At 42.5% G+C, this 26147-nt stretch carries 26 protein-coding genes; 4 read left to right on the forward strand and 22 right to left on the reverse strand.

Annotated features, from left to right (window positions below):
* Positions 1-37: 37 nt before the first annotated feature.
* Positions 38-715 (reverse strand): MBL fold metallo-hydrolase, encoded by a 678-nt coding sequence (locus QA442_RS13330; RefSeq protein ID WP_040083127.1) that lies wholly within the window; start codon positions 713-715, stop codon positions 38-40.
* 185 nt (positions 716-900) lie between these two features.
* Positions 901-1518, reverse strand: coding sequence for a TetR/AcrR family transcriptional regulator (locus tag QA442_RS13335; RefSeq protein ID WP_095431328.1), 618 nt, complete (start codon positions 1516-1518; stop codon positions 901-903).
* Between the two features lie 120 nt (positions 1519-1638).
* Between QA442_RS13335 and QA442_RS13340 the strand changes: the two genes are divergently transcribed.
* From QA442_RS13340 to QA442_RS13350, 3 genes are all read left to right on the forward strand, one after another.
* Positions 1639-2196 carry a hypothetical protein gene (locus QA442_RS13340; protein ID WP_041521340.1) on the forward strand — a complete coding sequence of 186 codons (558 nt, stop codon included), beginning with the start codon at positions 1639-1641 and terminating at the stop codon, positions 2194-2196.
* Positions 2197-2350: 154 nt separating this feature from the next.
* A complete protein-coding gene (locus tag QA442_RS13345) occupies positions 2351-2806 on the forward strand; it encodes a regulatory YrvL family protein (protein ID WP_095431327.1) in 456 nt (151 codons plus the stop codon).
* A gap of 579 nt (positions 2807-3385) precedes the next feature.
* On the forward strand, positions 3386-3511 hold the full coding sequence (locus QA442_RS13350) for a YjcZ family sporulation protein (RefSeq protein ID WP_014664033.1): 126 nt from the start codon (positions 3386-3388) through the stop codon (positions 3509-3511).
* Between the two features lie 600 nt (positions 3512-4111).
* Here the strand turns inward: QA442_RS13350 and QA442_RS13355 are convergent.
* Positions 4112-4309: a BA5345 family protein gene (locus QA442_RS13355; RefSeq protein WP_255220398.1), complete on the reverse strand. Its 198-nt coding sequence runs from the start codon at positions 4307-4309 to the stop codon at positions 4112-4114.
* Positions 4310-4503: 194 nt separating this feature from the next.
* On the opposite strand from QA442_RS13355, the gene QA442_RS13360 reads away from it, so the two are divergent.
* On the forward strand, positions 4504-4692 hold the full coding sequence (locus tag QA442_RS13360; protein ID WP_095431326.1) for a hypothetical protein: 189 nt from the start codon (positions 4504-4506) through the stop codon (positions 4690-4692).
* 62 nt (positions 4693-4754) lie between these two features.
* Here the strand turns inward: QA442_RS13360 and QA442_RS13365 are convergent, their stop codons facing one another.
* From QA442_RS13365 to ymfI, 19 genes are all read right to left on the reverse strand, one after another.
* Positions 4755-5135, reverse strand: coding sequence for a hypothetical protein (locus tag QA442_RS13365; protein ID WP_095431325.1), 381 nt, complete (start codon positions 5133-5135; stop codon positions 4755-4757).
* 408 nt (positions 5136-5543) lie between these two features.
* Positions 5544-7427, reverse strand: coding sequence for a DNA mismatch repair endonuclease MutL (gene mutL / locus QA442_RS13370; RefSeq protein ID WP_095431324.1), 1884 nt, complete (start codon positions 7425-7427; stop codon positions 5544-5546).
* A gap of 15 nt (positions 7428-7442) precedes the next feature.
* Positions 7443-10034, reverse strand: coding sequence for a DNA mismatch repair protein MutS (mutS, locus tag QA442_RS13375; RefSeq protein ID WP_095431323.1), 2592 nt, complete (start codon positions 10032-10034; stop codon positions 7443-7445).
* 132 nt (positions 10035-10166) lie between these two features.
* Positions 10167-10712 (reverse strand): outer spore coat protein CotE, encoded by a 546-nt coding sequence (gene cotE / locus QA442_RS13380; protein WP_003221022.1) that lies wholly within the window; start codon positions 10710-10712, stop codon positions 10167-10169.
* 260 nt (positions 10713-10972) lie between these two features.
* A complete protein-coding gene (gene ricA, locus QA442_RS13385) occupies positions 10973-11404 on the reverse strand; it encodes a regulatory iron-sulfur-containing complex subunit RicA (protein WP_014664027.1) in 432 nt (143 codons plus the stop codon).
* 1 nt (position 11405) lies between these two features.
* Positions 11406-12935, reverse strand: coding sequence for a tRNA (N6-isopentenyl adenosine(37)-C2)-methylthiotransferase MiaB (gene miaB / locus QA442_RS13390; protein WP_014664026.1), 1530 nt, complete (start codon positions 12933-12935; stop codon positions 11406-11408).
* A gap of 144 nt (positions 12936-13079) precedes the next feature.
* Positions 13080-14258: a glycine C-acetyltransferase gene (locus QA442_RS13395; RefSeq protein ID WP_095431322.1), complete on the reverse strand. Its 1179-nt coding sequence runs from the start codon at positions 14256-14258 to the stop codon at positions 13080-13082.
* A gap of 13 nt (positions 14259-14271) precedes the next feature.
* Positions 14272-15315: an L-threonine 3-dehydrogenase gene (gene tdh / locus QA442_RS13400; RefSeq protein ID WP_095431321.1), complete on the reverse strand. Its 1044-nt coding sequence runs from the start codon at positions 15313-15315 to the stop codon at positions 14272-14274.
* Positions 15316-15579: 264 nt separating this feature from the next.
* Positions 15580-15840, reverse strand: coding sequence for a stage V sporulation protein SpoVS (gene spoVS, locus QA442_RS13405; protein ID WP_003154135.1), 261 nt, complete (start codon positions 15838-15840; stop codon positions 15580-15582).
* 198 nt (positions 15841-16038) lie between these two features.
* Complete coding sequence (gene ymdB, locus QA442_RS13410) at positions 16039-16833, reverse strand: 2',3'-cyclic-nucleotide 2'-phosphodiesterase (RefSeq protein WP_040083141.1); 795 nt, start codon at positions 16831-16833, stop codon at positions 16039-16041.
* A gap of 69 nt (positions 16834-16902) precedes the next feature.
* Positions 16903-18465 (reverse strand): ribonuclease Y, encoded by a 1563-nt coding sequence (rny, locus tag QA442_RS13415; protein ID WP_003221010.1) that lies wholly within the window; start codon positions 18463-18465, stop codon positions 16903-16905.
* 276 nt (positions 18466-18741) lie between these two features.
* Positions 18742-19917, reverse strand: coding sequence for a serine hydrolase domain-containing protein (locus tag QA442_RS13420; RefSeq protein WP_095431320.1), 1176 nt, complete (start codon positions 19915-19917; stop codon positions 18742-18744).
* Between the two features lie 167 nt (positions 19918-20084).
* Complete coding sequence (recA, locus tag QA442_RS13425) at positions 20085-21131, reverse strand: recombinase RecA (protein ID WP_003245789.1); 1047 nt, start codon at positions 21129-21131, stop codon at positions 20085-20087.
* A gap of 172 nt (positions 21132-21303) precedes the next feature.
* A complete protein-coding gene (locus QA442_RS13430; protein WP_069839433.1) occupies positions 21304-22554 on the reverse strand; it encodes a competence/damage-inducible protein A in 1251 nt (416 codons plus the stop codon).
* A gap of 17 nt (positions 22555-22571) precedes the next feature.
* Complete coding sequence (pgsA, locus tag QA442_RS13435) at positions 22572-23153, reverse strand: CDP-diacylglycerol--glycerol-3-phosphate 3-phosphatidyltransferase (protein ID WP_014664019.1); 582 nt, start codon at positions 23151-23153, stop codon at positions 22572-22574.
* Between the two features lie 49 nt (positions 23154-23202).
* A complete protein-coding gene (rodZ, locus tag QA442_RS13440; RefSeq protein ID WP_069839434.1) occupies positions 23203-24117 on the reverse strand; it encodes a cell shape determination protein RodZ in 915 nt (304 codons plus the stop codon).
* An 18-nt stretch (positions 24118-24135) separates the two neighbouring features.
* A complete protein-coding gene (locus QA442_RS13445; protein ID WP_040083145.1) occupies positions 24136-24927 on the reverse strand; it encodes a DUF3388 domain-containing protein in 792 nt (263 codons plus the stop codon).
* 129 nt (positions 24928-25056) lie between these two features.
* Positions 25057-25314: a DUF3243 domain-containing protein gene (locus tag QA442_RS13450; protein ID WP_003245199.1), complete on the reverse strand. Its 258-nt coding sequence runs from the start codon at positions 25312-25314 to the stop codon at positions 25057-25059.
* Between the two features lie 80 nt (positions 25315-25394).
* Entirely contained in the window at positions 25395-26123 is a 729-nt protein-coding gene (gene ymfI / locus QA442_RS13455; RefSeq protein ID WP_071580729.1) for an elongation factor P 5-aminopentanone reductase, read from the reverse strand.
* Positions 26124-26147: the final 24 nt, after the last annotated feature.

A 26147-nucleotide genomic window follows, 5' to 3' on the forward strand; every position in this document is an offset into this window, starting at 1 on the left:
ATATTCGAAGAAAAATAGGATAATAGATTCAAAAAGATTATTTAAAATCAAAAATGCCTTTTTGATTTTTACGGGTGCGAAATTTCACAAAGTATTCCTTCTTATCAATTTGAAAGTAAATATTATGCTGATAAAGATCCTTTATTGAATGGCCGGGCGATTTGCCAAAAGAGTGACCAGGATACACCCGTACATGAGGTGAAACCTCCGATTTTATTCTTTGAATGCTATCAAACATCTCTCCCGCTGAACTGCCATCATCCTCACATATGCCGCACCCTTCTGTAAACACCGTATCTCCGGTAAAAATACTTTCAGAAAACAAATAACACATTCCGCCGGCTGTATGCCCCGGTGTGAGAAGGCATTGTGCACTTGTGTTCCCTATGCTGATCGTCTGATGATCCTCTAGGCTAATTAAATTTCTGCATCGGAATTGATAATAATCAATTTCTTTTTTCGACATATAAACTTGAGCGTTAAACATCTTCGTCAGCGGGTCTACTAGGTTTACATGATCATAATGAGAATGTGTCAATGCGACTGCCTTTAATTCAGCTTTTAGTTCAGAAAGTGCAGTTGTTATTTTACTCAATTCCCATGAGGGGTCAACAACAATTGCAGATCTGCTTACAATATCTTCAATGATATAGCAATAATTCGTCCAGCCCTGATACCTTGTTTTAATTGGATGCACCTTATAAGTAAGATTCATTTATACCATCCCTATCATGTAAAGTTCTTAAATGATGGACCGTTGTTCACCCTCCATCTTTCATTCCACTTTATCAAACAGTATGATTGTTTTCCATTTTTTTCAGAGATCCTTGTTCTTTGCATATAAAAAAAGCGATTCTTTTGGAAGCATGTCCAACAAGAATCGCTTTTCGCACTAGTTCCTTAGAGATTTCGTTTTTGTGTCTCGCGTGTACCTTCCACGCAAATTGACTCTACATGCTGCATAATGACCCGCTTGATTCTGTCTTTATTCACTCGCACAGGGTCAAGCATCGCATGTAAAGCCAAGCCGTCAACAAGCGCGTAAAGCCTCTCAGCTTCAATGTTTTTATCAGCATTCTGCTTCAGTAAATCGGATTCATCTAAATAGGCAATCAGATTCCGCATGCCGCTGAAAATCCCGTCATGATTCGCATCAAACATATCCTTTTTATGTCTGGCATAAGCAGTAAAAGCAAACCAAACCTCCATCTCTCTTATCGTTTCTTCATTCGTTGGGACAATTTCAAGCAAAATGTGCAACACTTTTTCCTTAGGGAGTAAATCCTTCATGGCAATGTCCTTAATTCGAGCCGTCACCTTTTCTTGAACAAGTTTCATTGCAAACGCAAGCAGTTCATCCTGTGTAGTAAAATAATGGCGCAGCGCACCTAATGACAATCCTGCTTCCTTTGCAATGTTCCTGGCTGATGCTCCCTCCATCCCCCGTTCTAAAATAACGCGCCACGTCGCTTCTGCAATTTGTTTTCTTCTTTTCTCATGGTCAATTTGTTTTGGCATAGCTTTATTGTAACAAGAAAAAAATGAGAGGGCAATTTTTATAATACAGTTGTGTTACAAAAACAAAGGTGGTAACATATTATTTAAATAATACAACTGTATTGAAAAGAGGGGAATGGATTGAACGGTATCGCATGGATGATTGTTTTCTGTGAAATTGCGTTTTGGGTTGTCATTGTTTTGGGGCTTGCTGTACGCTACCTATTCAAACGACATACATTAGGACTGCTATTCCTTGCCTTAACTCCAGTTATCGATTTGATCTTATTAGCGGCAACTGGTGTGGACCTTTACCGCGGAGCCTCAGCGACCGCAGCACATGGAATTGCAGCTGTTTACATCGGTATATCGATCGCTTATGGGAAACAAATGATTCAATGGGCAGATGAGAAATTTCAATATTATGTGACAAAAAAAGGCGCAAAACCTCTGAAACGTTTTGGAATGGATCATGCCAAGCACGGTGCGAAAGGCTGGCTAAGACATGTGCTGGCCTACTTAATTGGTGCGGGACTATTGGCAGGGATGATTTATTTTATCAATGACTCTGCCCGAACCGAGGCATTGAGCGGCATTCTTAAACTGTGGACTGTCATTATAGGCATTGACTTTCTCATTACAGCCAGCTATTTTATTTGGCCAAAAAAAGAGAAAACTTCGGCGAATCTCAGAAATTAACATGGTGAAAAAGGCCCTTCCCCAGCGGAAAGGGCCTTTTTTGTTTTTGTTAAAATATGTTATACTACTTTCGTCAGAAACAGACTTATAGATATTTTGGGTTTATTTAAGGATAAAGGTTTGTATGAGTAAGCAGGTGAAGGGAGTGTCATCCTTGTGCCAAAAAGAACAGAACGAGCACTCTAAGGATTTTAACCTGAAATCAAAATTAATCGAAATTGTATCTGTCATTTTTATTGTGGCTATTGCACTTGCAGTCATCTTCGGCGGCTTTTTCTTCGGGATGAAAGGATTATTCTCCATACTTGGCATCACATACGCTTCCAATCAAACATTAGCTTTATTTATTTTAGCCTGCTTTGCTGTAGGCGTAATCATAGACCCACTCACAAAGATAATCTCTATCATTTTGGAAAAATCACTTTCTTTGAAAAAGACTGCACTTTTTGCTTTTATACTGTATTTTATCAGCAATCTTATAACGATCTGTTTTGCAGATTACTTTATGCAGTCTATTTATATTCCAGATGTCTTGCTTGTTGTGATATCAGCTTTGATGGCTTTCATTGAACTTGCTTTTGATAACCAGCCAAATAGAGAAGCCGCTTAAAAATGCCGATGGCAGATATGGAGAATTCATAACACCTTATATTTGGACATCACCAGTTATATAAACGAAAAAAACTCCCTGCTCACACGAACAGGGAGCAAACACAATGTAGTATTTTAAATTCTGCATTCTAGAATGATTCTTACATTCGGATCATCAAGTTCATCCAAAAAGATAATGATCTTCGGACCGCATGCCATGTGTTTCCACCCCCTCACCCAAAATATACATTATTTTAAATTACCTGTAAATGTAAATTTTGTTATGTAGATGGATATATCCGTGAAGTATGATGGATCACACGTTTACAACCGTTTCACACTCCAATGGATACATAAAAAGCATTGATATCGCAAAACTTCATCAGGGGTTGAAGTAGAGATGTATTTTAAATAAGGTTGGTTCAATCGCAACTGCTGCGGATGAAGATGAAGGTGAGGTACAACTGTTAATAGTCTGCTGAAATCCACTGGTCCACCTTTAGACAAAATATTCATTTCTTCTTTTTTAGACTTAAAACTATGTCGAAAGTTATTGTTTCGCATACCTTATTCTATCTCGACTAAAGGAGGTGACATCATGGGATTCTACGGTGGATATTCTGGTGGATACTCTGGCGGCGGATATTCAGGCGGAAGCAGCTTCGTATTGATCGTAGTGTTGTTCATCTTGTTGATCATTGTTGGTGCTTCATTCCTTTACTAATCTAAGAGTATCCAAAGTCTTTTTGACTCACCTCCCTGTACGGCAGACGCCATAAGAAGTTTTTATGGCGTTTTGCCATGCGATTGCCGAAACATGCCAACAAAGTTTCTAAACAAGGCAAATATTCACTCTAAACTGCCACCGCACTAAAGCCGTTAACCGCCAATAGTCTATCTTGAGATTTACCGGAAGCAGTTTACAGAGAATATAAAAAAGCACCTTCATTAACATTAGATTGGCGATAGAAGGTAATAAAATAATGTAAATGCAATTTAAAACAATTGATCCAGTATGAAGCAATGTTCTCTCATAAGTAATTGGGTAATTTAGTTGAAGTAAATTTACTAATAAAGATATAAATAACGAGCATAGAGTTCCTAAACTATGAGTTGTCGATAATAAATGTGAAAACCGCGTCGCAATAAGTTACGTTTGTTTTCGTCAGTAATTTTCAATAATTCATTTTGCCATTCGAATTCCAACTTGTAGTATTGTTTAGCCTTGTATTTTCTATACGCACTTCGTTTGTTGAAATAATACCACTTTCCCCTGGTCTAAGAGACAGTTCTTTACCATTTATAAACTCCCTCTCCGAGAAACCTAACAACCAATCATAACAAAATAAATTTGATAGATGAGATAGCCAATTACCACTGCACTAAAAATAAAGCTAACACTTTTCACTGGATCATTAACGGGTACGCCTTTAGAAAATATAACAAATGGCCATAAACTCATCAGTAAAAAAACCCATCCTGGTATACCCCATCTGATCAGATATTTAGTTTCAAAATTCATGTCATCTCTCCTCCACCTAATTATCAGTAAAAGGAAAGGATATAGAAGGCGTAAACTTACTTTCCTAATCACGAAATTACTTTCATGATTGAAAATTTAGTACACAGTTCTATTAGTAGCAAAAATTTAAAGCGCCCCCGCTCATTAGCAGTGCCGCTCCTCAATTTATTAGGGAAATCATTCCTAATGAGAAGATGGAAAAATTCAAAGACTTCTTTAGGGCCGTGATGGACGAAGATGATCCCTCTGCAATTGAAAAGTTAGACGATGAATTAATAGACGAAGATAATTGGTTTATTGTTGATGACAAGCAAAAAAGAATAGGAATTTCATTGCCGGGTATTTACGAGGATGACAACGAAATAAATTGGAGATGGAGATAAAAAGCAAATATTGATTATATAAAGCCCGCCTTATGAGACGGGCTTTCATTAGTTCTTGTTGGTTATACTGTTTTACAGTTGTTGGTTTTGGGCTGTAATAAGATGGTCAGGGCTATACCTGATGCCGGAGTTAAAAAATAGCCACATAGCATCAAATAGGGGGCGATTTCGTTTTTGAGAAAATAAAGCCCAAAGAGAATAACGGCTGTACCGATAGTGAAATAAATCGGCTTTTTACTTTTCAAAGTCAAACGGCTTGATTGAGAAAACTTTTTGTAGATTAAAGGCAAGCCGGCATAAACCCCTATGAAAAATGTAAATAAAATAGACCAAAGGAAACCGATTGGCGAGAAATAGCTCTCGGAAAATATTCCGTCGAAAGCCCAATTGCTTAACACAACGAAGCCAAATAGATAAACAAATGCCAATATGATCTTGACCATGATATCCCTCCCCTACAATCCAATATACACGTGATAAAGGTTGTTTAAATGGGTAAAACCATTCATTTACTTTTCAATCTTCCCGCTCCTTCAAAGCCTAATACTTTAATCAATAGCACCATTTGTTACTTTCATCTCATTTACCAATATTATACATCGGGATAAATGGGATGATTGGATGTTTTTTATATACTCCAAACGCTCCTCTTCCGTCATAATCCATGTAATGACTTCCCTATGCTGACGTAAGTCTTTATTTTCTACAGTCAAGATGACTTCAAATGTTTAAATTCATATCACTGAAAGAACACAATAAAAAAAGCATTAAGCTATTCCGAAGAATATCTCAATGCTTGAAATGCGTAGACAAAATATAGAAAAGGTTATATTGCCCTTCACCAAACATCGCTACATCACGCGTTTGAACATCTTTTCCATCTCATAAGTGGAATGGTGTATGATGATCGGGCGGCCGTGCGGGCATGTAAATGGGTCTGATGTGCTTCGGAGGTCGTCCAGAAGCGCTTTGATTTCGTCATTTCTGAGGTGGCGATTTGCTTTGATGGAGCCTTTGCAGCTCATCATAATCGCGGCTTCCTCACGGAGTTTTTTAATATCAATATTTTTGGAGTCGAGCACCTGCTGAATGATTTCTTCTATCAGCTCGGCTTCTTCTCCCTTTGGAAACCAGGCCGGGTGGCAGCGGACGATGTAGCTGTTTGACCCGAATGACTCTAAAAAGACACCAACACTTTCGAGCTCTTGTTTGTGCTGTTCGATAATCAAAGCCTCGTTTGTGGAGTAGTGGAACGTCAGCGGTACAATCATATCCTGGACCTCAGGCTCAACCTCCCCCACCTTTTCACGGAAGTACTCGTATTTAATACGTTCTTGGGCGGCGTGCTGGTCGATAATATACAAGCCATTCTCATTTTGTGCCAATATATAAGTCCCGTGCATCTGGCCGATCGGGTACATAATCGGAACCCGCTCAGACGTTGGCGGCGGCTGTTCCTCATGGTATTCCTGCTCATATGTTTCAGACTGTTCTTCTGAAACACTGGACACCTCAAGGGTTTGTTCCTCATCATCGATAGGTGGAGCATCAAAATGGAGAGGAGGCAATTCTTCCTCCGCATCAGCCGGCTCTTTCACGACTGAGCTGAGCTTCATTGGTGAATAAGATGGCGCAGTCGATTTTTCCGGAACTTTTTTTTCCGCAGGTTTTTCATCAAAGGTTATAATCTGCTGCTCATTTTTGATGGCAGGTGCTGATTTTTTCGGGAGCTGGGCACTCGGAATCAGCTGCTGCTGTTTAAATACATCTTTAATTCCGTCACGTATTAAGTCATGAAGCTCTGTTTCCTTGCTGAGCCGGACCTCAAGCTTCGATGGATGCACGTTGACATCGACTAAAATCGGGTCCATCGTAATTTCTATAAAGGTAATGGGATGGCGTCCGATCGGCAAAAGCGTATGATATCCTTCATGAACCGCTTTGACGAGCGGGAAATTTTTAATGTAACGGCCATTGACCACAGACGACATATAGTTTCTCGACGCCCGTGTAATCTCTGGGAGAGCGATATATCCCTTCACTTCAAAATCCAAAGAGCTTACATGCAGCGGAAGCATTTTTTTGGCGACAGCAGTGCCGTAAATCGCTGCCAGGACATGGCGTACATCTCCGTTTCCATTCGTTTGAAGCAGGTTTTTCCCATGATGGCGCAGACGGATCGATACCTCTGGATGCGCCAGAGCAATACGGTTAACCACGTCTGTAATGTTTCCAAGCTCTGTATGAACGGTTTTCATATATTTCAAACGGGCCGGTGTGTTAAAAAACAAGTTCGAAACGACAATTTCAGTTCCCTTCCTGCTTGAGGACCGCGATTCGGAAATGATGTTTCCTCCTTGAAGGACGAGCTTCGTCCCAGCTCCTTCACCAGTGCTTGTCGTAATTTCCAGATGAGAGACTGACGCGATACTCGGCAGGGCTTCTCCCCTAAAACCAAGCGTTCTTACCCTGAATAAATCATTTTCATCTTTTATTTTACTTGTTGCGTGGCGGCGGAAGGCACGCTTGCAATCTTCATTCTCCATTCCTTCGCCGTTATCCAAAACCCGAATGGATGCAAGGCCTGCTTCCTCAATATCGATTTCAATGACTGTGCTGTCAGCGTCGATCGCATTTTCCACCAATTCCTTGACGACTGAGGCGGGCCGTTCCACAACCTCGCCCGCCGCTATTTTATTTGAAAGCTCATCTGACAGCTGGATGACTTTTGCCACATTCATCACCCCGTTTTAATGTAATTTCTTTTGCAGCTTGTACATTTCATTCATCGCTTCAAGCGGTGTCATATCCAGTATATTAAGTGATTTGAAGGCATCGAGCACCTGCTTTTCTTTTTTTGAAAGCTTTGGTGTTTCAGCCGGCTTTTCCGCTGTGTCAAAAAAGGACAGCTGTGCCGGTTCTTCTTTCACCTGGGGTTTCGCCTCCTGAGATTTATGCACGGGCACCTCTGGTTTGTTTCCTGACTGCTCCAGCTCTTTTAAAATATCTTGAGCGCGCGCAATCAGATCTTCAGGCAGCTCAGCAAGCTGAGCTACATGGATACCATAGCTTTTATCAGCAGCACCTTCTTTAATTTGATGAAGAAAGACAACAGTTCCGTTATATTCTTCAGCGCGAACATGAACGTTTTTCAGCTGGGGCAGCTTGTCCTCCAGAACGGTCAGCTCGTGATAGTGTGTACTGAACAGCGTCTTGGCGCCGATATGATCGTGAACATATTCAATAATCGCCTGTGCCAGCGCCATGCCGTCATAAGTGGACGTTCCCCGCCCAATTTCATCAAACAAAATGAGGCTGTTTTTCGTCGCATTGACAATTGCATTTTTCGCTTCAAGCATTTCTACCATAAATGTACTTTGTCCGGAAATCAAATCATCTGCAGCGCCGATTCGTGTAAAAATTTGATCAAAAATCGGAAGTACCGCTTTTTTCGCGGGTACAAAGCAGCCGATTTGCGCCATAATGGAAATGAGCGCGATTTGTCTCATATACGTGCTTTTCCCTGACATGTTTGGACCTGTAATGAGAAGCATTTGTCTGTTATCGCCCATCATACAGTTGTTCGGGACATATTCCTGGCTGTCCATGACTTTTTCAACAACCGGGTGTCTGCCTTCAATCACTTCGACTTCATCTTTAGAGAACTCCGGTTTCGTGTAGTGACGATTTTCACTAATTGTCGCAAAACATTGCAGCGCATCCAGCTCGCTCATCTGTTTTGCAAGCTGCTGAAGCCGCGGAATATACTGCTTCACTTTCTCGCGCAGCTCGGTAAACAGCTCGTACTCCAGCTCACAGATGTTATTTTCCGCTTCTAAAATGAGCGCTTCTTTTTCTTTTAATTCTGGTGTAATGTAGCGCTCTGCATTCGTTAACGTCTGCTTCCGCTCATAACGCCCTTCCTCAAGCAAATGCAAATTTGCTTTTGTCACCTCAATGTAATAACCGAAAACTTTATTAAAGCCGACCTTTAAAGAGCGAATGCCTGTGTATTCCCGCTCCTGCTGTTCCAGGCGGGCAATCCAGTCTTTTCCGTTTCTGCTTGCATCACGGTATTCATCAAGCTTTTGATTGTAACCGTCTTTTATCAGGTTTCCTTCTTTTAACGATAAAGGAGGGTTTTCGTACAGCGCTTCTTCCAGCAGTTCAAGTACATCTCCGCAAGGGTCAATACGCTCTGCACGTTCCTTGGCCTTGTCATGAGCAAGTGAAGCAACCAGCTGTTTGATGCCAGGCACTTGCTTTAACGATTCCTTCAGCTGAATCAAATCCCGGGCATTGACATTTCCGAATGCCACGCGGCCGGCAAGACGTTCTAAATCATATACTTCTTTTAACCGTTCACGCAGATCTTCCCGTTCAAAGAAATGGGACATCAATGTTTCCACCATTTCTTGGCGCTCTTCGATTTGATTGACTCTGATAAGCGGCCGGTCAATCCATTGTTTAAGAAGCCGGCCTCCCATTGCCGTTTTTGTTTCATCCAGCAGCCACAAAAGGGAGCCTTTTTTATTTTTCGAACGGATCGTTTCGGTCAGCTCTAGGTTACGCTTTGAGTACAAGTCGATTTTCATCGCTTCCTCAAGCTCATACACCTGCACGGGCTGAAGATGATCAAGGCTACGCTTTTGGGTTCTTTTCAGATACGCATATAAGCGCATAAATGTTTTTGTTACATCTTCATTATTTAAGTGCTCAATGATCGTGACGTGTTCGTCTATTTCTCCGTCTTCAATTGAAATCGTTGCACCGCACCGCTCTTTCAGCTGTGCGACTGTATCGGCATCCAGGCTTCCTGAAACCACGATTTCCCGGGCGCCGACTGAATAAATTTCTGATATGACGTCTTCAAGCCGTTCAATCAAAACAGCCAAATTTTCTCCCGTTGTTAAATCGGAAAGCGCAAGCCCGTATCCATTCGAGCAGGCTGAAACAGATGCGATAAAGTTATTTTCCGATTCATGGATGCCTTTTCCGTCCATTACAGTTCCGGGCGTAATAAGCTGAACCACTTCTCTTTTTACAACACCCTTTGCGGCCTTCGGATCTTCCGTCTGTTCACAAATCGCCACTTTGTATCCTTTTTTAATAAGCTGTTCAATATACGCGGAAGCAGAATGATACGGCACACCGCACATCGGTATTTTTTCCGCCCCACCGCCGTCTCTGCTCGTTAACGTAATTTCCAGCTCTTGTGACGCTTTTTTAGCGTCCTCAAAAAACATTTCGTAAAAATCACCCAGTCGAAAAAATAAAAAGGCATCCTGGTGCTCTGCCTTAATTTTTAAATATTGCTGTATCATAGGCGTATATCCGGCCATTGTTTAATCCCTCACTATGTATCAACGTTTCTATTTTCCAGCCTTCATTATAACATAAACAAAAAGTGATAAAAGAATGATATATCAATATAAAAAAGAGACTTGGGGGTACTGTCTCCCCTAGTCCCTTTTTTATTCTTCAGGATCTCCCACTAAAAATTCCGGGTTGATGTCTTCAAGCTCTTCATCAAGCTCATCTTCCCAATCTTCCTCGTCTTCCTCTTCCCAATCAGGATTGACCTCAACAACTACCTTTGTTTCTCCTACCACTTCCGCCAAAAATTCTCTTTCTGCCTGCACAACGATTTTATTTCCATTTGGCGAAATAGTCACTTCAAGGCAGTTTGGCTGCTGAAGCACTTTGGCAATTACTTCATGCTCATCATCTAAGTAATTATTGTCTCTGTATCTGAGTTTAATGACATCTACGTATTTTACCCGTTCTGTGACAACCTCTGTCTTTGTGTTGTCCGCGTATGAGTACCATACGTTTATATCATAATACCCTTCAATTTCTACCGTTTTCCCAATTTTTTCTGCATCGTACTTGTGGTTAATAATCCAACCACCCAAAATGCTGCTCGGTTTTTTCTCAGGGGAGATGGTGTTTGTGCATTGGGTGAATTTTCGGCCTTTCGCTACTACTGCCTTCGTAATAATTTCCCTGTATTCAGACATTCCGGCATGCCTCCTTGTTCTTCTTCGTGTTATCTTATGCTGGGCATTTGTCTAGTGTGCATTTTTATAAATAAAATATAAAAATACAAAGTTTCTGTTCCATTGTATGCAGGGGTGCCTAGAAACTTTACTTATAAGTGCGATAAAGTTTACTCGCGGCTGAGCATAGAAAAACTAATTGAATATTTAGTACATAGATTATTTAGTTCATTTATACCAAATAAATGATAAAAAAACACGGGCCTGTAAAGGCACCGTGTTTAGAGAGAACAGCTGTTATTTGAATGCTTCACCTTTGAACCGGTTTCCCCTTTCAGCAGGTCGCCCCCGGTTGACGTGATGATTTCATTTGTGACTTGGTTGGAAATGGTGTGTGCAACGAGCTGCAGTAGGTCATTTACCTCCATCTGCGAGTCTCTGAATTCCTGGATAACAGGAATCCCTTCAAGCTCTTCTTGCAGCGCGTCAATTTTTGCTTCTACTTGTTTGAGCGCTTCATGCTTTTCATAATGCTTCAGATTGACAGCCTGCTTTTGCAAGGCTTTAATCTGATTAACGATTGCAGACACTTTGTCATTCTCATTGATTTGCGCTTCAGCCCGTTTGAAAAAATCAACCTCTTCTGTTTCAGAGATCATTTTTGCAAGGTTCCGTGCCTGCTGCACAATGTCTTTTTTTGAGTAGAGCGTCATCTTATTTCACCTCGATTGCTTCTCCTACCATTTCTCCATCAAGCGACCATGTTTTCGCTTGCTGGATTTTCACGCGGACGATTTTGCCTATGGCTTCCTTCGGCCCTTTGAAATTGACAAGCTTGCTTTTTTCAGTATAGCCGGCAAGAATATCAGGGTTATTTTTGCTTTCACCCTCAACTAATACTTCGACAACCTTGCCTTCGTATTCCTTCATTTTTTTAGCAGAAATTTCATTTACCAGTGCGTTTAGACGCTGCAGGCGCTCTTTTTTCACACGCATCGGTACATTATCTTTCATCTTAGCAGCCGGAGTGCCCTCACGCGGAGAGTAAATGAACGTATAGGCGCTGTCAAACTCCACCTCACGATATAGAGAAAGCGTTTCTTCAAACTGTTCGTCCGTTTCGTTCGGAAATCCGACGATAATGTCCGTTGTCAAAGAAGCGTTCGGCATTGCTTCTTTAATTTTTCGAACCAGCTCCATGTAACGCTCTCTGTCATATTTGCGGGCCATCAGCTTCAGAACTTCTGAGCTTCCTGATTGAACCGGAAGATGAATGTGATCAAGCAGATTTCCGCCTTTCGCCAGCACTTCAATGAGGCGATCATCAAAGTCGCGCGGATGACTTGTTGTAAAGCGGATTCTCGGGATATCGATTTTTCTCAGTTCATCCATCAAATCACCAAGTCCGTACGTCATATCTTCAAAGTCTTTTCCATATGCGTTTACGTTTTGGCCTAACAGTGTAATTTCCTTATAGCCTTCACTCGCAAGCCTTCTCACTTCCTGAATGATATCCTCAGGGCGGCGGCTTCTTTCTTTTCCGCGTGTGTACGGCACAATGCAATACGTACAGAATTTGTCACAGCCGTACATAATATTGACCCAGCCCTTAATTTTTCCGTTCCGGACTTTCGGAAGGTTTTCAATAACGTCCCCTTCCTTTGACCAAACTTCTACGACCATTTCTTTTGAAAGGTATGCTTCTGACAAAAGCTCCGGCAGGCGATGAATGTTATGGGTTCCGAAAATCATATCGACAAACGGATGTTTTTTCAAAATCCGGTTCACGACTGATTCCTCTTGAGACATACAGCCGCACACGCCTAAAATCAGATCGGGATTGTTTTTTTTCAGTGCTTTTAAGTGCCCAAGCTCACCAAACACCTTGTTTTCGGCATTTTCACGGATTGCGCATGTGTTTAACAAAATGACATTGGCATCATCAACAGAGTTTGTCGCTTCGTAACCGAGCGCCATAAAGATTCCTGCCATAACCTCTGTATCGTGTTCATTCATTTGACATCCATACGTACGGATATAAAACTTCCTTCCGTCTCCCAAGCCTTTAAATTGTTCAGAAATTTTAAAGTCATTATGATAAGTAACGGCTTCCTTGCCTCGTTTTTTCGCGTCTTTTAAGGAAGGCGGAATGTAAACAGCTTCAAAGTACTTGCTGTAATCCTTCTCGGATTTTTTGTCCGATGGATTTACTTGTCCGCTCTCTAATTTTTGTTTTTCATTCATATCATATTTTCTCCTTTCAAACCAAACTTCCACCCTTCAGTATAAAGGTTATTGAAGCTCTGCACAACTGGCAACCTATCATTATACACTCATTGAGAATAATAATCAATAAGGAATCAAAAGAGGAAGAGTTTACTCTTCCTCCTACAATAGCTGGAGCTCCTTTGCCGTCTTTTCGATGGCATCAAGCGCCTGATCCAGTTCATCTTTGGTATGCTCAGCGGTTATAATCGTGCGAATTCTGGCTTTACCCTTTGCTACAGTCGGGAAAACGATGCTTTGGGCAAAAACGCCTCGCGCAAGGAGCTGATCAGAAAATTGCTTTGCCACACCTTCATCACCTATTAAAATAGGAAGAATCGGCGTTTCACTCTTCGTGAGAGTCAGGCCCATTTTTACAAGCATTGCTTTAAAATAAGCGGTATTCTCCCACAAGCGCTCCATATGCTCCGGCTCTTCCAGCAAGACATCGATCGCTTCCATACAAGCGGCAGTGACAGCAGGCGGATGGGATGTGCTGAATAAAAACGGACGGCCTTTATGGCGCAAATAATCGATCAGCACCTTTGAACCTGCAGCATAGCCGCCAAGCACTCCGATTGCCTTGCTTAGTGTTCCGACCTGAATATGGACTCTGCCATCCAGACCGAAGTGATTCACTGTTCCCCTGCCGTTTTCACCAAGCACTCCGGATGCATGGGCGTCATCCACCATCACAAATGCGTCATATTTCTCAGCGAGCTCTACAATATCAGGCAAAGGAGCTATGTTGCCATCCATGGAAAATACGCCGTCTGTCACAATCAGACGCATCCGATAATTCATTGACTTTCTCAGCACCCGCTCTAAATCACTCATATCGACGTGCTGATACACCTTTTTATCCGCCTTTGTCAGTCGAATTCCGTCAATAATAGAGGCATGGTTCAGCTCATCTGAGATGACAATATCCTCTTTTGTAAGAATACTTGAAAGTACGCCTTGGTTCGTTGTGAAGCCTGATTGGAATACAAGTGCTGCCTCCGTTTTTTTAAAGGCTGCCAGCTTTTTCTCAAGTTCTTGATGCATGGTAAATGTGCCGGCAATCGTTCTCACTGATCCGGTGCCGGCTCCATACTGCTGTACGGCCTCCTGTGCGGCGTTGATGAGTCTAGGATGTGAAGTAAATCCGAGGTAATTATTAGAAGAAAGCTGAATGACTTTTTGATGATTGACTGTGACAGATGGGCCTTGCATAGATTCAAGCTGTTTTATGTCTTGCCATGTATGGTTTTCTTTCATTCTATCAAGCTCTGCTTTTAAAAACTCAAATTCCTTCGTCATGTTTATCCCCCTTTTATGGAATTAAAATTACTTTTCCGCACTGGCCGCTTCTCATCAGTTCGAAACCTTTTTCAAACTCCTCTAACGGAAACTGATGGGTAATAACAGGTGATAGATCGAGCACGTTTGAACTGATCAGTTGAGACACCTGGCGCCAGGTTGAAAACATTTTCCTTCCTGTGATTCCTTGGATCGTAAGCCCTTTAAATACCACTTTATTTGTTAAATCAATTGTCACCGGATGTTCCGGCAAACTCAAAATATGAAATCTCCCGCCATTCGCAGCCATCGCAAGACCTTGGGCAATCGCTGAGGGATGGCCGGACATCTCACAAACAAGATCTGCGCCTTCTCCATTCGTTAAAGCGCTTACAATTTTGAGCGGATCTTCTTTTTCAATAGAAACAGTACAAGTCGCTCCCATTTGTTTGGCAAGCCTCAGCCTGTATTCATTCTTATCGATTGCTATCACCTGAGAAGCTCCTGCTGCTTTTGCAACCGCAACAGCCATAAGACCAATCGGTCCGCATCCAATCACTGCAGTCGTTCCTCCTGCAGGCTGGCTCTCCAGTACGGTATGAACTGCATTTCCTAAAGGCTCTTGAATAGAAGCAATCGACGGGTCCATATCAGCAGGATTTCTCCAGATGTTATCAGCGGGAACTTTTACATATTCCGCAAAACAGCCTGCCGTGTCCACTCCAATAATCGCAGTATTGGTACAAACATGAGATTTTCCTGTTACACAAGGGACACATTCACCGCAGACAATGTGTGTTTCCGCCGACACATATTCTCCTGCTTTTACACCGCTGACATTCTCTCCCACAGCTTCAACAATTCCGCTGAACTCATGACCGAAAACATAGGGTGTTTTGATTCTCTGACGTGCCCATTGATCCCAATTATAAATGTGCACATCCGTGCCGCATATGGAAGCAGCTTTCACTTTTATGAGGACTTCATGTTTATCAATCTCAGGAATAGGAACTTCAGTCAGCACAGCACCGAACGCCCCGTCCTTTTTCATTAGAGCTTTCATCTTTCCACTCTGCATGTACAATCCTCCTTGAAAAATTCTTGTTACATTCGGATTGTACCATGATATGGAATAAGCGTAAACAGCACTGTCTTTTTCAGAAGGACAAAAGTATCTGTCTTGAAAAATGGGCGGAATTTTTTTTTGAAATGTTTTAGCTCATTTCTGATTTTGCATATCCGCCCATTATATGCCAAAAATACTATTGGGAGAAAATATCACAATAAATGAAAAACAACCTGTTTGCATTACGCAAACAGGTTGAGAATACTTTATTTGTTTTTAGCGAGGTTCCACGATTAATTTAATCGCTGTTCTTTCTTCCCCATCGATTTGAATATCTGTAAAAGCCGGAATACAAATCAAATCTACGCCGCTAGGCGCCACAAATCCCCTGGCAATCGCCACAGCTTTTACAGCCTGGTTTAATGCACCAGCTCCGATCGCTTGAATCTCGGCGGCTCCTCGCTCTCTCAACACGCCTGCAAGCGCACCTGCCACTGAATTTGGACTCGATTTTGCTGAAACTTTTAAGATTTCCATTTCTGCTCCCCCTTAGTTTTACAATGGATAAGTGAGTGTTCATTAGAACAATCATTATTAGATGTTGCTATCCAAAAAGCCATCCCCACAATGCTTTTCAAAAATAGCGGGCTACCTTCCATTTTTACTATATTCACTAAGGAGTTGCTATATTCCTGCTTTTCTTTTTAATATTTTTATAAAATAACCTATGTTCAATTATTCAAAGAACATGTGATCATCATTGATTAAAACACGCTCGATTTTCACGGCTTTTTTCGTTTGATCATCTATGTCAATGACAACTCCGCTGAGCGTTGTTTTCCCTTCAGCGACAGTAAACCGGACTGGAAGGTTCGTTTTGAATCGTTTAATAATCGTCTCTCTGTCCATTCCCAGTATACCGTCATATGGGCCAGTCATTCCTACATCAGTAATATATGCCGTTCCCTTCGGCAAAATGCGGTTATCCGCTGTCTGCACGTGTGTATGAGTTCCTACAACAGCTGATGCCCGTCCATCCGTGTACCAGCCAAGCGCGAGCTTTTCACTTGTCGCTTCGGCATGAAAGTCGATAAAAATGTACGGTGTTCTTTTCGCAGCTTCAGCAATCAATTCATCCGCTTTTAAAAACGGGTCATCAAGCGGCGGTAAAAACGTACGTCCCTGCAAATTAATAACCGCAAGTTCTTTGCCGTTTGCTTTCACATATGTGATCCCTTTCCCCGGTGTTCCTTCAGGAAAGTTTGCCGGGCGAACCAAATTCGGAACGTCATCTATAAAATCAAAAATTTCTTTTTTGTCCCATGTGTGGTTCCCCATTGTGATTGCATCTGCGCCGGACTGGATTAAGCTGTGATAAATTTTTTCCGTCAGGCCTTTTCCGTGTGCGGCGTTTTCACCATTAATAATGGTAAAGTGAGGCTTATATTTTGTTTTTAACTTTGGTACATATTCTTTGACCATGTCACGGCCCGGTGAACCGACAACATCTCCGATAAATAAAATTCTCATTTTGTAAATCCTTTCTTCTTGAAAATTCCTTAGCCGTCAAAAAAATAAAGTGATGCTTAGCGCATCACTTTATTTTGCATACTCTACGGCACGAGTTTCTCTGATTACAGTCACCTTAATATGACCTGGATAGTCGAGCTCGTCCTCAATTCGCTTGCGGATATCTCGCGCCAGTCGATGAGCTTCAAGATCATTAATTGAATCCGGCTTCACCATAATGCGCACTTCGCGTCCAGCCTGAATGGCAAATGATTTTTCAACACCTTCGTAGGACTCAGAAATTTCTTCGAGTTTTTCAAGCCTTCGAATATAATTCTCGAGCGTCTCACTTCTCGCGCCAGGCCTTGCAGCGGAAAGCGCATCTGCTGCAGCGACCAGCACAGCGATAATGGAAGTCGGCTCCTCATCCCCGTGGTGTGATGCAATACTGTTAATCACGACTGGGTGCTCTTTATATTTGGTCGCAAGCTCTACCCCGATTTCAACGTGGCTTCCTTCTACTTCATGGTCAATTGCTTTCCCGATGTCGTGAAGAAGACCCGCACGTTTGGCAAGCTTTGCGTCTTCACCAAGCTCCGATGCCATTAGACCGGCCAAGAATGCGACTTCCATGGAATGCTTAAGCACATTTTGACCGTAGCTTGTACGGAACTTTAAGCGGCCGAGGATCTTGATGAGATCTGGGTGGAGGCCGTGAACGCCAACCTCAAATGTCGTCTGTTCACCCATCTCACGAATATAGTCATCGACCTCGCGACGAGATTTTTCAACCATTTCTTCAATCCGTGCCGGATGAATTCGGCCATCCTGAACGAGTTTATCAAGAGCAATTCTGGCTGTCTCACGTCTGATCGGATCAAATCCGGAAAGAATGACAGCTTCAGGTGTATCATCAATAATCAGGTCAATTCCTGTCAGCGTTTCAAGCGTACGAATGTTACGCCCTTCCCGTCCGATGATACGTCCTTTCATCTCATCATTTGGAAGATTGACAACTGATACCGTTGTTTCGGCAACGTGGTCCGCTGCGCAGCGCTGTAAGGCGAGTGAAAGAATGTTTTTTGCTTTCTTATCCGCCTCTTCTTTCGCACGGTTTTCAGTTTCTTTTGTCATGATGGCGATGTCATGTGAAAGCTCGTTTTCAACCCGCTCAAGAATGATTTGCTTTGCTTCATCACGAGTCAGACTCGAAATTCGTTCCAACTCTGACTGCTGCATACGAATCATCTCATCCACTTTGCTTTCCATCTCTTCAATATGTTGTTGTCGTTCATTCAGAGAATGATCTTTCTTCTCCAACATCGCTTCCCGTTTATCAATTCCCTCATGTTTGCGATCAAGGTTTTCCTCCTTTTGGAGTAAACGGTTTTCTTGTTTTTGAAGCTCATTTCGTCTTTCACGAACTTCCTGTTCAGCATCTATTCGAAGTTTGTGGATTTCATCCTTTGCTTCAAGCAGAGCTTCTTTTTTCAGTGCTTCAGCATCACGCTTTGCATCTTCAAGAATTTGCTCGGCTGCACCGCGTGCGCCCGCAATTTTCGCTTCGGCAATGGTTTTACGAACAAAGTAGCCAACAACTAAACCGAGTAGAATCAGCAAAATGGAGATGAGAACCATCATAATTGGGGTCATACTTTCACCTCCTCTTGCTATGAACTTGGTTGTTGCTTAAATAAGTGTCGGCATGTACATTGTCTAGTTTTCTCAACATACAGAACCTTCACAGGGAATGAGTATGTTCATCGCCCTTGTCAAGTTTAAATGGTTTAACAATCATGTTAAAAAAACAAATGTTACAACTTCATTGTAAATGTGTCGGAAATACTTGTCAAGCTTGCCATCTTAACGTTTGCAGACCCGACGTCTTTTCCCGTGCCGAATGCAATTTATCCAAAAGAAGATCACGGATCATTCTTGATTCAGAAGCTGATATATTTTATTGTTTACTTGGCCCAATTTAGCGTTATTTTGAATGTTAGAGAACAAAATAACAATGGTTTGCCCAGATTTACTAAAGCTGTTCAAGATATTGAAGCCCGGCATAACGCCATGGTTTGAATAGCTTCCGGGAGCAACATAAAATCCCATGCCGTATGTGGAGTTGCTCCCTGGCGTAAACATCTTTTCATAGCTTTTTTGTGAATACAGTTTTCCATCTATCAGCGCTTGGTCAAATTTGTACATATCTATAGCGCTCATATAAATATCGCCCGCTCCATACAGCTGAGATAGATCAGGTATATACGGTGTAACCGTTTTGCTGCCCTTCATCTTATACCCGACGGCAGGATAAGGTTCTTTTTCATATGTTTTGTAAAAGCCTGCATGCGTCATTCCCGCCGGTTTAAAAATATGATTCTTTATGTACTGTTCATACGGCTCACCGCTTACTTCAGCAATGATATAAGCGAGAACAGAATAGTTGGAATCCTTGTAGTCCCATACGCCAGGCTGACGTTTGATTCCCTGAAGTTCTATGTCTTTTATTAAATCGTCCGGGGTAATGGCGCCGTTTCCTTCAATATGTCCGTTTATCCCCGATGTATGTGTAAGCAGATTCTTCAAAGTAATCGTTTGTCCGTTAGGAAAATGAGGTAAATACGTGCTTACCGGATCACTTGTCTGAAGTTTCCCCTTTTCCTCAAGCTGCAAAATAGCGGTTGCAATCAGCGCTTTTTGTGACGAACCGACGTAAAAAGACGTCAATGGATTATTTTGAATGTGATGTTCACGGTCTGCATAGCCAAAACCTTTATTTGTTACGATTTCTCCATTTCTGACAATCATAGCGGTTCCGCTGAAACCGATCTCTTTTAAATAATTGCTGATGTTTTGATTTCGGTCTACTGTTTTGATTTGTTCCTCTGATTTTTTGGCAGTTTTCTTTTTAACCTCTTTTTTCTGATCGGTATTTGAAACCGCTGCAGTTTCTTGAGATGGCTCGTTTTCTTCACTATTTCGATGAAGCGCATTCCAAATCGTAATGCAAACCATCACTGCTAAAAGACCAAGCAAAAGTTTTCCTCTTTTATTTAGTTTTCTCCGTCTGCGTTTCGCAGTTCTTCTGCGGGTTGGGCTCGTCATTCATTTTTTCCTCCCGAAATAAATTCCATTTTGCACACGTTTTGTTAGACGAATAAAGCCCTAAAAAAGTTGTCAAGAAAAGCAATATTTTTATCATTTTTTTGCAAAATACAAAAAAGCTGAGTTTTTCACTCAGCCTTTTGTATCATTTGAAATTTATTTTATTTTTATTCTTCAAATTCGAGTTCTTCTTGTGTCTCTTCAGCTTGCTGCTGCACTACTCCGTTATTATCCAAGCCGTAATGTTCGCGAATCTGCTCCTGGATCATCAGCATGATATCTTTATTTTCTTTCAGGAATTGTTTTGCATTTTCACGGCCTTGGCCAAGACGCTCTTCTTCATAAGAGTACCATGAACCGCTTTTTTGCACGATATCAAGTTCAGTTCCTAGATCAATGATTTCTCCTTCTTTTGAAATGCCTTCTCCGTACATAATGTCAACCTCGGCTGTACGGAACGGCGGAGCCACCTTGTTTTTCACGACTTTGATTTTCGTTTTGTTCCCCATTACGTCATTGCCTTGTTTCAGCTGTTCAGCACGGCGCACTTCAAGACGCACGGAAGAATAGAATTTCAGTGCACGGCCGCCAGGAGTTGTTTCCGGGTTCCCGAACATAACGCCGACTTTTTCACGAATTTGGTTAATGAAAATCGCGATTGTCTTCGATTTGTTAATGGCCCCTGAAAGCTTACGAAGCGCTTGAGACATTAAGCGTGCTTGTAGACCGACATGCGAATCTCCCATGTCGCCTTCAATTTCCGCTTTTGGAACGAGAGCAGCTACAGAGTCGACAACAACAATGTCAACTGCCCCGCTTCGAACCAATGCTTCCGCAATTTCAAGCGCCTGCTCGCCTGTGTCAGGCTGAGACAGTAAAAGCTCTTCGATGTTAACACCAAGCTTTTGCGCGTATACCGGATCTAACGCATGCTCCGCATCGATAAACGCGGCTTGTCCGCCTTGCTGCTGTACTTCAGCAATTGCATGAAGCGCCACAGTTGTTTTACCTGAGCTTTCAGGACCGTATACTTCAATAATCCGTCCGCGCGGATATCCGCCAATTCCCAATGCCGTATCAAGAGCGAGGGAGCCGCTTGGGACAGTAGAAATTCTTGTATCTGTCTTTTCTCCCAGTTTCATAATGGAACCTTTGCCGAACTGTTTTTCTATTTGTTTAAGAGCCATATCTAAGGCTGCCTGACGATCACTCATTCTATTTTTTCCTCCTTTATGTTACCACTACATATACTATACCCTGTTTGAAGGGTTTTGCCAAGAAAAAAGCGAACGCATATTCGGATTTTTTCTTGGCGTGATTCCTATCAAAATATCATAATGTATCAGAGAAATCATGTTTTCTTAGGAGGATAATGTGCTGATAATATTATTTTTGTTCTAAAAGCTTTAAGATTAAATGGCAGCCATATTTGGCGCCGCGTTTTCTGATTCCCGTTCTGGAGCCCGCAAAGTGAAACTCATGAACCTCTTCTTTCCCATTTGCGGAAATACCGATAAACACATGTCCAGGCTCATGCCCTTCTTGAGCATCAGGTCCTGCTACACCAGTAAAGCTAATGCCGATATCGCTGCCAGTGAGTTTTTGAACACCCTTAGCCAGTTCGGCTGCGCATTCCTTGCTGACCGCTCCAAAACGATCTAATGTGTCCTTCTTCACACCAAGCACATTCTGCTTCACGTCGTTTGTATAGCAAACAACACCGCCGGCAAATAATGTTGAAGCACCGCTAAGATCCGTCAGCCATTCAGAAAAAAGCCCGCCGGTAAAGCTTTCTGCCGCAGAAATTGTAATGCCTTTTTCCTTACATGCTTTAGATAGCTCTTTTACAAGAGAAGTATCATCGTACCCATAGAAAAATTCACCGACACGCTCTAAGATAACGGCCTCTGTTTCTTTTAGCAGACGTTCTGTTTCCTTTTCATCGGCGTGTTTGGCTGTCAGACGCAGCGTCACCTCTCCATCAGCAGCCAAAGGAGCGATTGTCGGGTTGGTTTGTGCATCAATAATGTCTTCCAAATCGGCTTCAAGCTGAGATTCGCCGATACCGAAAAAGCGAAGAACGGTGGACACGATTTTTTCATTTGAACCCATCTTTTTGAGCAGAAGAGGCTTTGCCTCGTTTTCAAACATTGGACGCAATTCGCTCGGCGGCCCAGGAAGAAGCATATAGAAGCGCGATTCATGCTCTATGAGCATTCCCGGGGCCATTCCAAAGTGATTCGCCAGCACGTCAGATCCTTCGATCACAAGCGCCTGTTTTCGGTTATTAGGTGACATCGTGCGTTTTGTTCGCTTGAAATAGTCCTCAATGGATTGGAATGCCTCATCATTTAACACAAGCGGACGCCCCAGCGTATTTGCAATCGTTTCTTTCGTCAGGTCATCCTTTGTGGGTCCAAGACCTCCTGAAAAAATAATGAAATCAGAGCGTTCTTCAGCAATGCGGATGACCTGCTTCAGCCGCTCCGGATTGTCTCCGACCGCTGTATGATAAAATACGTTGACCCCGATTTCAGCGAGCTGTTTGCTGATAAATTGAGCATTTGTATTGGCGATTTGGCCAAGCAGCAGCTCTGAACCGACTGCAATTATTTCTGCTTTTTTTGGAAATTCCATGACGAAGTCCTTCTTTCTTAGTTAGATGTTTTTAACGCTTCCCAGTTTTTAGAGAAATATTCCCAGCCTGAGACGACAGTAAAGAAGACGGCTACCCACAGCGCCAAGTCAGCAAACGGGAATGACACAAGTTCAAATGGAAGATTGTGAAGAAGCAATGCGGATACCGCAATAATCTGTGCCCACGTTTTGATTTTACCAAGCATGTTAGCAGCTACGACTTCTCCTGTTCCGGCCAAAACAAGCCTTAAACCTGTTACAGCAAACTCCCTGCTGATAATCACAATGACCATCCAAGCTGGCGCGAGATCAAATTGAACAAGGATAATTAACGCTGCGGATACAAGCAGCTTGTCCGCAAGCGGATCAAGAAATTTCCCGAAGTTTGTTACGAGATTCAGTTTTCGGGCATAATATCCGTCAACCCAATCTGTTGTAGATGCAATAATAAATAGAATGGCCCCCGCCAAATGTGCGATCGGGATCGATTCGTCTCCAACTTCGAGCCTGCCCCAGTCAAACGGCGCCAGCATGATAATCATGAAGATTGGGATTAATGCGATTCTAGCTAGTGTGATTTTATTTGGTAAGTTAAACATAAAGCCCCTCCAATTTCATACTCGGACGTGAAGAAAAGTCATCTGGTAATTAAGATGACTTTTCTTCCTTTTTATTTACAATCTTTATGGTTTGTGCCATCACTTTTTTCGGATCAAGTTCATATGAAAGAACCTTGCCGTTGATTTTTATTTTCAGATTAGGTGCATATCCTGTGCGGATTTCAACCTGTTTCTGATCAGTTATATCTTTTTTATAGGTTTCGTCTTTTTTCAGCGTTCCTTCTTTTAAAGAGCTGCTGTTTTCATCGCGTACCCGAATCCAAGAGCTGTCCGCTGCCTTCAATTCAAGCTCGATTTTATCAGCGCCGGACACTTCATAAGTCGTTAACGATCCTTCAGTGCCAGCAGCTTTAATCTCCAGCTTATCACTGTCATTTTCTTTTTTCTTATCTTCATTTTCTTTCGTTTCTTTTTTAGTGTCTGTCTCTTTTTCAGAGCTGTTATTTTGATTCTCTTTCAGCGTTGAATCTTTAGGGATTTCGTACTTGCTCTCACTTTGCGTAATTGCTTTTTCTGATGCCGCATTGTGATCATCACTGTTTTTGTGGTTCGCAAATTGAATGATCGCGTACACAATGGCAATCACGACAATCACGCCGAGAATGACAAGTATCGTTGGCAGCAGCTCCAGCGCCTTAGATGCTGGCTTTGGCATTTCCTTTTGAAGATTCATGCCGGAGATCTTTTCAGACACGTCGTCATGATACGTATTCGGGATATCTTTTTTATGCTCCTCAAACAGCTGATCCGCATCAAGCCCAACGGCTTCTGCATATTGCTTGATGAATGCCCGAACATAAAACTTCCCCGGAATAATGTCATAGTTCCCTTCCTCCAAGGCAGTTAAATACCTTTTTTGAATCTTTGTTGCCGCTTGGAGATCATCCAATGACATTGCTTTTTCCTCTCTGGCTTCTTTGAGCCGGATTCCTAGTTCAGTCACAACAAACACCTTCCAATTTTAAAAATCAAAGCTTGAAAACCCGGGTTGATCAAACATTTGGGGTTCCTCGGCATGTTCATATGTAATAACCTCATCAGGGTCATTTCTCAGTTCAATAATATAATCAAAGTCATCTAGTGTATACTCTGTATTTTGAACGAATATGTCCGGATGCTCCACCACTTTTGTTGCCGGAAGCCGCATTATTTCTCGGACCAGCTGGAGATGGCGTTCCGATCCTCTTCGTGTTGACACAATTCCGTCAACGATAAAGACATTTTCAGTGCTGTATTCTTCGGCAATCAGCTGGCTTCTTATCGTCTGCTTCAGCAAGGTTGAGGACACAAACAGCCACCTTTTGCTTGCACACACACTGGAGGCCACAATCGATTCCGTTTTTCCGACACGCGGCATTCCTCTGATTCCGATTAATTTATGGCCTTCTTTTTTGAACAATTCGGCCATAAAATCGACTAATAAGCCAAGCTCGTCCCGTTCAAAGCGGAACGTTTTCTTATCATCGGCATCCCGTTGAATATAGCGGCCGTGGCGTACGGCAAGACGATCGCGAAGCCTCGGTTCTCTGAGCTTCGTTACTTTAATTGTTTCCATCGTTTTTAAGATTGATTCTAATCGTTTAATTTGATCTATATGGCGGCACCTGAGGAGCATTCCCCTTCTGGAAAGATCGACGCCGTTTATCGTTACGATGTTAATAGAAAGCATCCCAAGAAGAGATGAGATATCCCCGAGCAGTCCGGGGCGGTTCACTTGAATTTCATATTCAAAATACCATTCGAGCTTTGCCAAATGATATACCCCCTTCATTGTGGCAAAATTTTACCTTCCTTTATCATAAAGCATTTTTCTCTAATTAGAAAGAAGAATGTTGCTGTGATGAGGAAAACATAAAAAAGAGAGGAAAAATCCCCTCTCTTCCTAGTGAGTGCTGTTATTTTCAACAAGCTTAACCATCATATTGGCAATGGCGTGCTGTTCATCTTTTGATGCTACACTCCAAAGATCTGCCAGCACTTTCTCCTGCTCGTTCTTAGATTCCACTTCATTAGCCAAGTAGCTGCCGATTTCTGTCGCAAGATCTGTAATCGTATCCTGGCTCATACCTTTATCTTGCGCATAGTTCAGACGGTCGCCAAGGAAGTTTTTCCAGCTATCCCAGTTTTCTAATACTGACATGCTTGTTTCCTCCATTTCATGTGAAGTTACAAGATTATTGTGTCCTTCGTAAAAGAAACTATACACCGAATATTTTCGGATCAGCAGTGCCAGCCGCCATTCACCGACAGAATTTGGCCGGTGATATATGATGCTTTGTCAGACAGGAGAAAAGCTGTTGCATCCGCAATTTCCTGCGGCCGGGCCAGCCGGCCGATCGGGATCTCATCAGCGATCTCTTCTTTTTCAGACGGGGTGAATTGATTCATCATATTTGTATCCACCGCGCCCGGCGCTACCGCGTTTACCCTGATTCCGCTTGGCGCCAGCTCCTTAGCCAGTCCTTTTACAAACGAATGCTGAGCTCCCTTTGCCATGCTGTACAGCACTTCACAGGATGCTCCAGTCTCTCCCCAAATCGAGCTGACAGCCACAATTGCTCCCGATTTATTCCGAATCATTCCTGGAAGAAGGTTTCTTGTCAGCATATACGGACTCGCCACATGGAGCTGAACCATTTCCTGGACTGTTACGTTATCCACATCCGTAATCAGCCCAAAATGGCTTCTTCCGCTGTTTAAAACAATCGCATCAATCGGCTGAACAATTGAACTTGTCAGCTTATCTGCCCCTTCTGGCGAGGACAGATCGGCTTGCAATATCTCCGCGTACACGCCAAACTTCTCTCTTAGTTTTTCAGCAAGCTCCGCTGCCGCATTTTGATTTGTATTGTAATGGAGCAGCAGATTGTATCCCTTAGCCGCAAGGGTTTCGCTGATGCTTTTGCCAATGCCGCCGCTTGCTCCGGTGATTAGTGCTGTTTTGTTCATCCTCTTTCCCTCTTTCCGCACAAA

Origin of the sequence: Bacillus stercoris, from assembly GCF_029772985.1 — a bacterium.
Classification (GTDB): domain Bacteria; phylum Bacillota; class Bacilli; order Bacillales; family Bacillaceae; genus Bacillus; species Bacillus stercoris.